Origin of the sequence: Arthrobacter sp. Cr_A7, assembly GCF_029222765.1 — a bacterium.
GTDB lineage: Bacteria > Actinomycetota > Actinomycetes > Actinomycetales > Micrococcaceae > Arthrobacter.
In genome coordinates this window covers 23,044-29,255 of record NZ_JARHXQ010000210.1, presented here as the reverse complement: position 1 = coordinate 29,255, position 6,212 = coordinate 23,044, and the positions used below count along the sequence as shown (strand labels likewise).

Genomic DNA, 6,212 nt, shown 5'->3' with positions numbered 1-6,212 from the left:
CGGAGAGCGCGTCAAGGGTTTCGGCAAAACTTTTGAAACCGCCCAGCCGGGCGAGGGCCTATACTTGCAGCGGACCAGGAGGAATGCGTGCAGGAGAGTCCCCGCCGGGCAGTCACAATTTCGGCCATCGCCGCCGAAGCGGGAGTATCGGTGCCCACTGTCTCCAGGGTGCTCAACGGCCGCAGCGACGTCGCCCCGCAAACCCGGGAACGAGTGGAAACGCTGCTCCGGGACTACGGGTATCAACGCCGGGGCGCGCGCCCGGAAGTACGGTCCGGCCTTATCGACCTCGTGTTCAATGACCTGGACAGCCCGTGGGCAGTGGAGATCATCCGCGGGGTGGAGGAAGCCGCCAACGAAGCCGGTGCCTCCACCGTGGTCTCCGCCATTCATCGCCAGAGCAGCCCCGCGTCCACCCGGCAGTGGCTGGACAACGTCAGTGCCAGGGCAAGTGACGGGGCCATCCTGGTCACCACCGACCTCGATTCCTTCCTCCGCGCCGAACTGCAGCGCCTCCACGTGCCGGCAGTCGTGGTGGACCCGGCCGGTGTTCCGGACCTGGATGTGCCCACGATTGGCGCCACCAACTGGACCGGAGCAGTGGGTGCTACCGAGCACCTGACCGGAATCGGCCACCGCCGCATCGGCTTTGTGGCCGGAACGCCGGGGTTATGGTGCAGCAGGGCCCGGCTGGACGGCTACCGGGCAGGCCTGGACGCGGCGGGCATTTCCTTCGATCCCGAACTCGTTATCGAGGGGGACTTCGACTACCAGTCCGGCTTTCGTGCCGGTTGCCGCCTGCTCGAGTTAGCCGAGCCGCCGTCCGCCGTCTTCGCAGCCAGCGACCAGATGGCCCTTGGCGTCTACGAAGCGGTCCGCAAGAAGGGACTCCGGGTGCCCGAGGACATCAGCGTTGTGGGCTTCGATGATCTTCCCGAGGCCCAGTGGGCCTCACCTCCGCTCACCACAGTCCGGCAGCCGCTGGCCGAGATGGGCAAACTTGCCGCCCGCACGGTACTTCGGATGCTGCAGGGCGAAGGCGTGGAGAGCCCGCGGGTGGAACTTTCCACGCGGCTGATGGTCCGGGAGAGCACGGCTCCGCCGGCCGGCCGCTGACCTCCGGAAGCCGCTGCCTCCCCGCAACTACACCAGGGCCGGATAACCCTTGACGGCGCTCGCGGCGTGGACCTACGCTGAGCAAGTTCCGGAACTTACCGGAAAACTTCCATGATCCTCCCCGCCAGCCACGCTTCTCTGTGGGCCGCAAAGCAGCGGTCTTTCGTGCTTTCACGACGTGCGGCGTGCCGGCGAGGTTCATGACGACAGGAAGGAAAACAATGCACCTCCCGACGTACAACCCGGTTTCCCTGCGCAGGGCCGCACTGCCACTCGCGGCGGCTGTCCTTGCCCTCGGTGCCTCCGTCCCGGCAGGCCTCGCCGGAGCAACCCCCGCGCAGGCGGACCAGGCAACCCCGGCCATTGTCGATTCGACCCGGCATGAGGGCAAATACCTCAGCCTGACGTTCGATGACGGTCCCGACCCCGTAAGTACCCCCAAACTGCTGGCCGTCCTGGAGAAACACCACGTCAAGGCCACCTTCTGCCTGTGGGGTGACCATGTGAAGCAGTACCCCGACATCGTGCGGCAGATTGCCGCCGCCGGCCACCTGCTCTGCAACCACACCATGCACCACGACAACATGGCCACCTGGGGCCCGGAAGCCATCAAGGCTGATCTGCTGGAAACCAGCGCCGTTATCCGGAAAGCGGTGCCGGACGCAAAGAGCGACTACTTCCGCGCCCCGTACGGCGGTTGGGGACAAACGCCTGAAGTGGCCGCCGAACTGGGCATGCAGCCGCTGGGCTGGCAGCTGACCATCGGCGACTGGGAGCCGCCGGGGACGCCGGAACTGGTCCGCCGTATCCGTGAGGGAATCCGGCCTGGCGGTGTTGTGCTCCTGCACGACGGCGGCGGTGACAGGACCCAGACCGTGGAAGCCGTTGACCAGGTCATCCCGGAGCTCAAGTCCGAGGGCTGGAAGTTCGACAGGCCCGCCCGCCGCGGCTGACCTGTCGCGCGGGCGGCACGGCAACGGCCCGCGCGGCGCATCAGGTGTCCGGGAATTCCGCACCCAGCGTGGACAGCACTCCATATGCCTTGGTGCGGATCTCCTCGTACTCCTCGTCCGGCACCGAGTCGGCGGTGATGGCACCGCCGACGCCGAGCGTCAGTTCCGCGGTTCCGTTCCCGTCTGCGCTGATCACCAGGGTCCGGATGGCGACGGCGAGGTCCGTTGCGCCGTTCAGCGAGAAGTATCCGATGGCGCCGGAATAGAGGCCCCGCGCTTCGCCTTCCAGCTGGTCGAGGATGGCCATGGTGCTGATTTTGGGCGCGCCGGTCATCGAGCCCGCCGGGAAGCAGGCGGCAACTGCCTCCGCCCGGGACGATCCGGGCAGGAGGCGGGCGTCAATGGTGCTGACCATCTGGTGCACGGTGGCGTAGCTCTCGATGGCGCAGAGCCGGCTAACCGTGACGGAACCTGGAGCGGCGAAATGGCTGAGGTCGTTCCGCAGCAGGTCGACAATCATGATGTTCTCCGCGCGGTCCTTCAATGACGTGGCCAGATCGGTGCGCAGCTGTGCATCCTCGGCCGGATCAGCAGCCCGGCGCCTGGTGCCCTTGATCGGTTCGGCGCGCATGCCGCCGTCGGACGCTATCTTGAGGAACCGCTCGGGGGAGGTGCTCGCCACCGTGACGTTGCCCAGCCGGAGGAAGCTCGCGAAGGGTGCCGGGTTCCTCCGGCGAAGCGCCAGGTACGTGCTCCAGGGGTCCAAGGTGTCGGCCGGCACGCGGGCTGACAGTGTTGTGGTCAGGCAGACCTCGTAGGTGTTTCCCTCGGCGATCTCGTGTTGGGCAGCGGCAATCTTTTGCCGATATTCCGCGCCTGTGTCGCGGCTTTGAAAGGCAGGCGCTGCAGGGAGTACGACGCCGGTGCTGCCGCCGGGAGGGGTTTCTTCTTGCCGTTGCGCCGCGTCTTCGACGGCCGCTGCCGCGGTGTCCAGCCAGTCCTCCGCGTCCGGAGCCTCCAGGGCGAGGAGCCAGGCCGTGCCCTCGGCGTGGTCCAGGACCACGGCCCTGCCTGCGAAGATCAGCGCGGCGTCAGGGGTGGGTGCGGGCAGGTCGGTGCCGCCGGTTTCGCGCTTGAGCTCATAACCCAGGCAGCCCAGCCAGCCCAGTGTGAAGTGGCCCGGGTAGCCTTCGGGCGCGACGGCCCGGCGGCCCCATACGGTGTCGAGCCACCGGAAGAACGGCCCGTTTACCCGGACCGCCGCGGAGCCCGTGCTGATCAGGCTTTCCCCGGAGCGGTGGGTCACCGCCTGGCCGAAAGTGCCGCCGTCGTCCGCCATGATGCTGAAGCGGCTGCGCGCGGCGGCTGTCTTTCCGGTCAGGTCTTCCCCGCCTGGCTGGAAACCAGCGGCAGCGGCGTTGGACGAGTCCAGCCAGACGGCGTTGGCCGAGCCGCCATAGAGGGAGCGGAACAGGGCCGGGGCGTCCGGGAGCCGGTCCAGCCGCCTTGCCCTGAGGCTGAGGCCGCGGCGGGCGGACAGTTCGGGTGCCAGGACCGGGGCCAGTGCCGGGAGGTAGGGGAGGAGTTGCAGCAGGTCGGTCACCGCGGAACCGTCTGCGAGATTGTTGACGCGGACATCCGCGTGCCGCGGGACGTCATCGCCCGCCAGCCATTCCTCTTCCTGCGCCGCCCACTGGTCCCAGTAGGGTTCATAGGTGTCGCCGTCGCGGTCCAGTGCCCGGGTCCGCCGCACGTCGTCCGGCGACTCGGCCCAGATCACGGCGCTCAGGAGCGGACGCGCTTCCGCCGCTGCCGCCCCCACTCCCTCCACGATGACGATCTCTGCGGGCAGCGTTACCTTGGGGTCGCCGTCGTAATGTTTCTCCCAGTCCCAGCTGATCCATGTTGCCGCCTCCCCCCGGCTCAGCGGGCCGAGGACGGTGGAGACGTAGCGTTCGACGCCGGCCGCGAGGCCGTTCCAGCCGGGGTAGATGTCTTCGAGGTGGAAGAGGGAGACCTTGTGGTGGACGCGCAGGCGGGCCGCCAGTTCGACGGCGAGTGTGGTCTTCCCTGCGCCCGAGCGCCCGTCGACGGCGATGATGACGGGGGCTGGGCTCATGGATTAGAGCGTACCGTTATCCCTGCCGGGCTTTCATCCGGGGGTTCTTCTTGTTGATGACAAAGGTCCTGCCGCGGCGGCGGACAATTTGTGCCCCCGGGATCTTCTTCAGTGCCCGTAGTGAATTCCGTACCTTCATGGTTCTTCCTTTGTTTTGTTTTTTGATGGTGAAACGTCGGGTGCTAGCTGGCAGGCCGGAGGCCGAAGGGGTCGTGCAGGCCCTCACCGGATGCCAGTTCCTCATCCGTGAGCTCGCAGTTCCGCAGGAGCCTCTCGAACTCCTCCGGATCCAGGTCCTCTCCCGTTGCGGCAATCACGGTGGCGGCGGCAGGGGCCAGTGCGCGCACCGCGGGCTGCTTCCCGGGCCGCCCCTCCGGCCAGCCGCCCACGTTTTCGAGCCAGACCCGCGGGCCGACGCCCTGGATGGCTATCCGGCATTCGGGCGCGGAAGCGACCCATAGTTGGCCCCGCAGGACGCAGCAGCCCTGGGCGAGGATGCCCAGCGCCTGGCGGAAACGTCCGGGATGCAGGGGGCGCTCAACGTGCTGGAACACGGTGGTGAACGGCGAGCCGGCGCCGTTGCCGTCCGGGCGGGGCTCCTGGATGGTCCCCGGAGCTGTCCTTGCCACGGCCTCCGCATACCGGTGCAGGCCGGGTCGGACAGCTGCGGCGCCGGGTGCAATGTCTGCGTGCGGGGCCACTTCCCGGATCAGGTGCAGGCCGCGTTTCCGCCCCACGGGATCAGCCGGAACGATATCCGGTTCTGCCGGCAGGACGGTGTCCACAAACGCGAGTTCGCCGAGCAGGAATTCACCGGGTGTGCGCTCGTCATCGGCCACCGGAGTAAACCCGGACTCAAACAGCGTGTGCGGGTCCCAGATGTGGTCCTCCACCGCGTCCGGGGCGCAGGCAAGGATGGCAGAGGAAACCCGGGCTGGGCGGCCGAGGCCCCGGTCCAATGCGGAAACGGCGACCGACGCAGGCACGGCCGGAGGCAGGCCGATGATGATCGGCTGGCCCTGGTTTTCCTCGATCAACCGGTCGACGGCCGGCACCAGGTCCAGGCGGACCGCACAACTGAGGCAGCCATGCTCCAACATGGTCTCGTCCCGTTCCAGCATTATGGGGCCGCTGTACACGCGGCGGATGACGAGTCCGTTTTCCAAAAGGTCGTGGAGGACCACCGGGCTTCCCGGGTGTGCTGCAGCCAGGCCCTCGCAGGCCTGCTGGCGGCAGAGGGCATCAAGGGAACTGACAACGATCAGGTGCATGCAAGCAAGAGTAGTTGAGAATCATTCTCAATTACAAACGCTGCTGCACCAGCCCGGCACGCGGTGTTGTGCCTGCGTGTGGAGGCGCTCCACCGGTCGGAACGTCAGAGGCTCTGTTTTTGCCGTTGGGCGTCCCGGAGCACTGCCGTCCTGATGTGGTCCACGATGCCTGGCAGGGCGCCACTGATCTGGCGCCATACAGTGTCGAAATCGGCCTGCCCGCCGTACCAGGGGTCCTCAATCCCCTGGTCCAGCATGTCCCGGCCCGCCACTTTGGGGTCGAAGCTGCGCAGCATGCGGATCTTTTCCAGTGACTCGCTGTCCGGGGCCGCCTCGCTCAGCCAGGCGTAGTGGTCGACGTCGAGCGCCAGGATCAGGTCCCGTTCGCGGAACCAGTCGGGAACCCATTCCCGGGCAATGTGAAGTTCGGAAGCCAGGTGCGCAACCGCCAGTTTGCGGGCGGCGCGGGGATCGATGGGCCGGCCCGCCTCATAACCAGTGGTTCCGGCCGAGTCCACAGCCACCATTCGGTCCAGCCCTTCCCGCTCCAGGGCCGCCCTCAGCATAAGTTCAGCCATGGGGGAGCGGCAGATGTTGCCGGTGCAGACGGCAATGACGCGGTATGGGCTCGACGCTGAGTTCATGAAAGTAAGCATGCGCGCTAATTGGCCCTGTTGGCTAGGGCCCGATTCATAAATGTTGACAGGCTTGTAAAGAAGGATGACTCTCGCCGCCATTCCCGCACTATTGAGC

At 67.1% G+C, this 6,212-nt stretch carries 6 protein-coding genes; 2 read left to right on the top strand and 4 right to left on the bottom strand.

Annotated elements, in window-relative coordinates; genetic code table 11:
- The first annotated feature begins 87 nt into the window (after positions 1 to 87).
- Together P2Q66_RS12500 and P2Q66_RS12495 are read left to right on the top strand one after the other, a co-directional pair.
- Positions 88 to 1,116, top strand: a complete 1,029-nt coding sequence (locus P2Q66_RS12500) for a LacI family DNA-binding transcriptional regulator (protein WP_079595360.1) — start codon at positions 88 to 90, stop codon at positions 1,114 to 1,116.
- Positions 1,117 to 1,337: 221 nt separating this feature from the next.
- On the top strand, positions 1,338 to 2,069 hold the full coding sequence (locus P2Q66_RS12495) for a polysaccharide deacetylase family protein (protein WP_275728463.1): 732 nt from the start codon (positions 1,338 to 1,340) through the stop codon (positions 2,067 to 2,069).
- Positions 2,070 to 2,109: 40 nt separating this feature from the next.
- On the opposite strand, the gene pabB is transcribed toward P2Q66_RS12495, so the two are convergent.
- From pabB to P2Q66_RS12475, 4 genes are all read right to left on the bottom strand, one after another.
- Positions 2,110 to 4,188 carry an aminodeoxychorismate synthase component I gene (gene pabB, locus P2Q66_RS12490; RefSeq protein WP_275728461.1) on the bottom strand — a complete coding sequence of 693 codons (2,079 nt, stop codon included), beginning with the start codon at positions 4,186 to 4,188 and terminating at the stop codon, positions 2,110 to 2,112.
- Between the two features lie 16 nt (positions 4,189 to 4,204).
- Positions 4,205 to 4,327 carry a type B 50S ribosomal protein L36 gene (gene ykgO, locus P2Q66_RS12485; RefSeq protein ID WP_011693081.1) on the bottom strand — a complete coding sequence of 41 codons (123 nt, stop codon included), beginning with the start codon at positions 4,325 to 4,327 and terminating at the stop codon, positions 4,205 to 4,207.
- Positions 4,328 to 4,370: 43 nt separating this feature from the next.
- Positions 4,371 to 5,459: a GTP-binding protein gene (locus P2Q66_RS12480; protein ID WP_275728458.1), complete on the bottom strand. Its 1,089-nt coding sequence runs from the start codon at positions 5,457 to 5,459 to the stop codon at positions 4,371 to 4,373.
- A 104-nt stretch (positions 5,460 to 5,563) separates the two neighbouring features.
- On the bottom strand, positions 5,564 to 6,103 hold the full coding sequence (locus tag P2Q66_RS12475) for a low molecular weight protein-tyrosine-phosphatase (protein ID WP_275728457.1): 540 nt from the start codon (positions 6,101 to 6,103) through the stop codon (positions 5,564 to 5,566).
- Between the last annotated feature and the right edge of the window lie 109 nt (positions 6,104 to 6,212).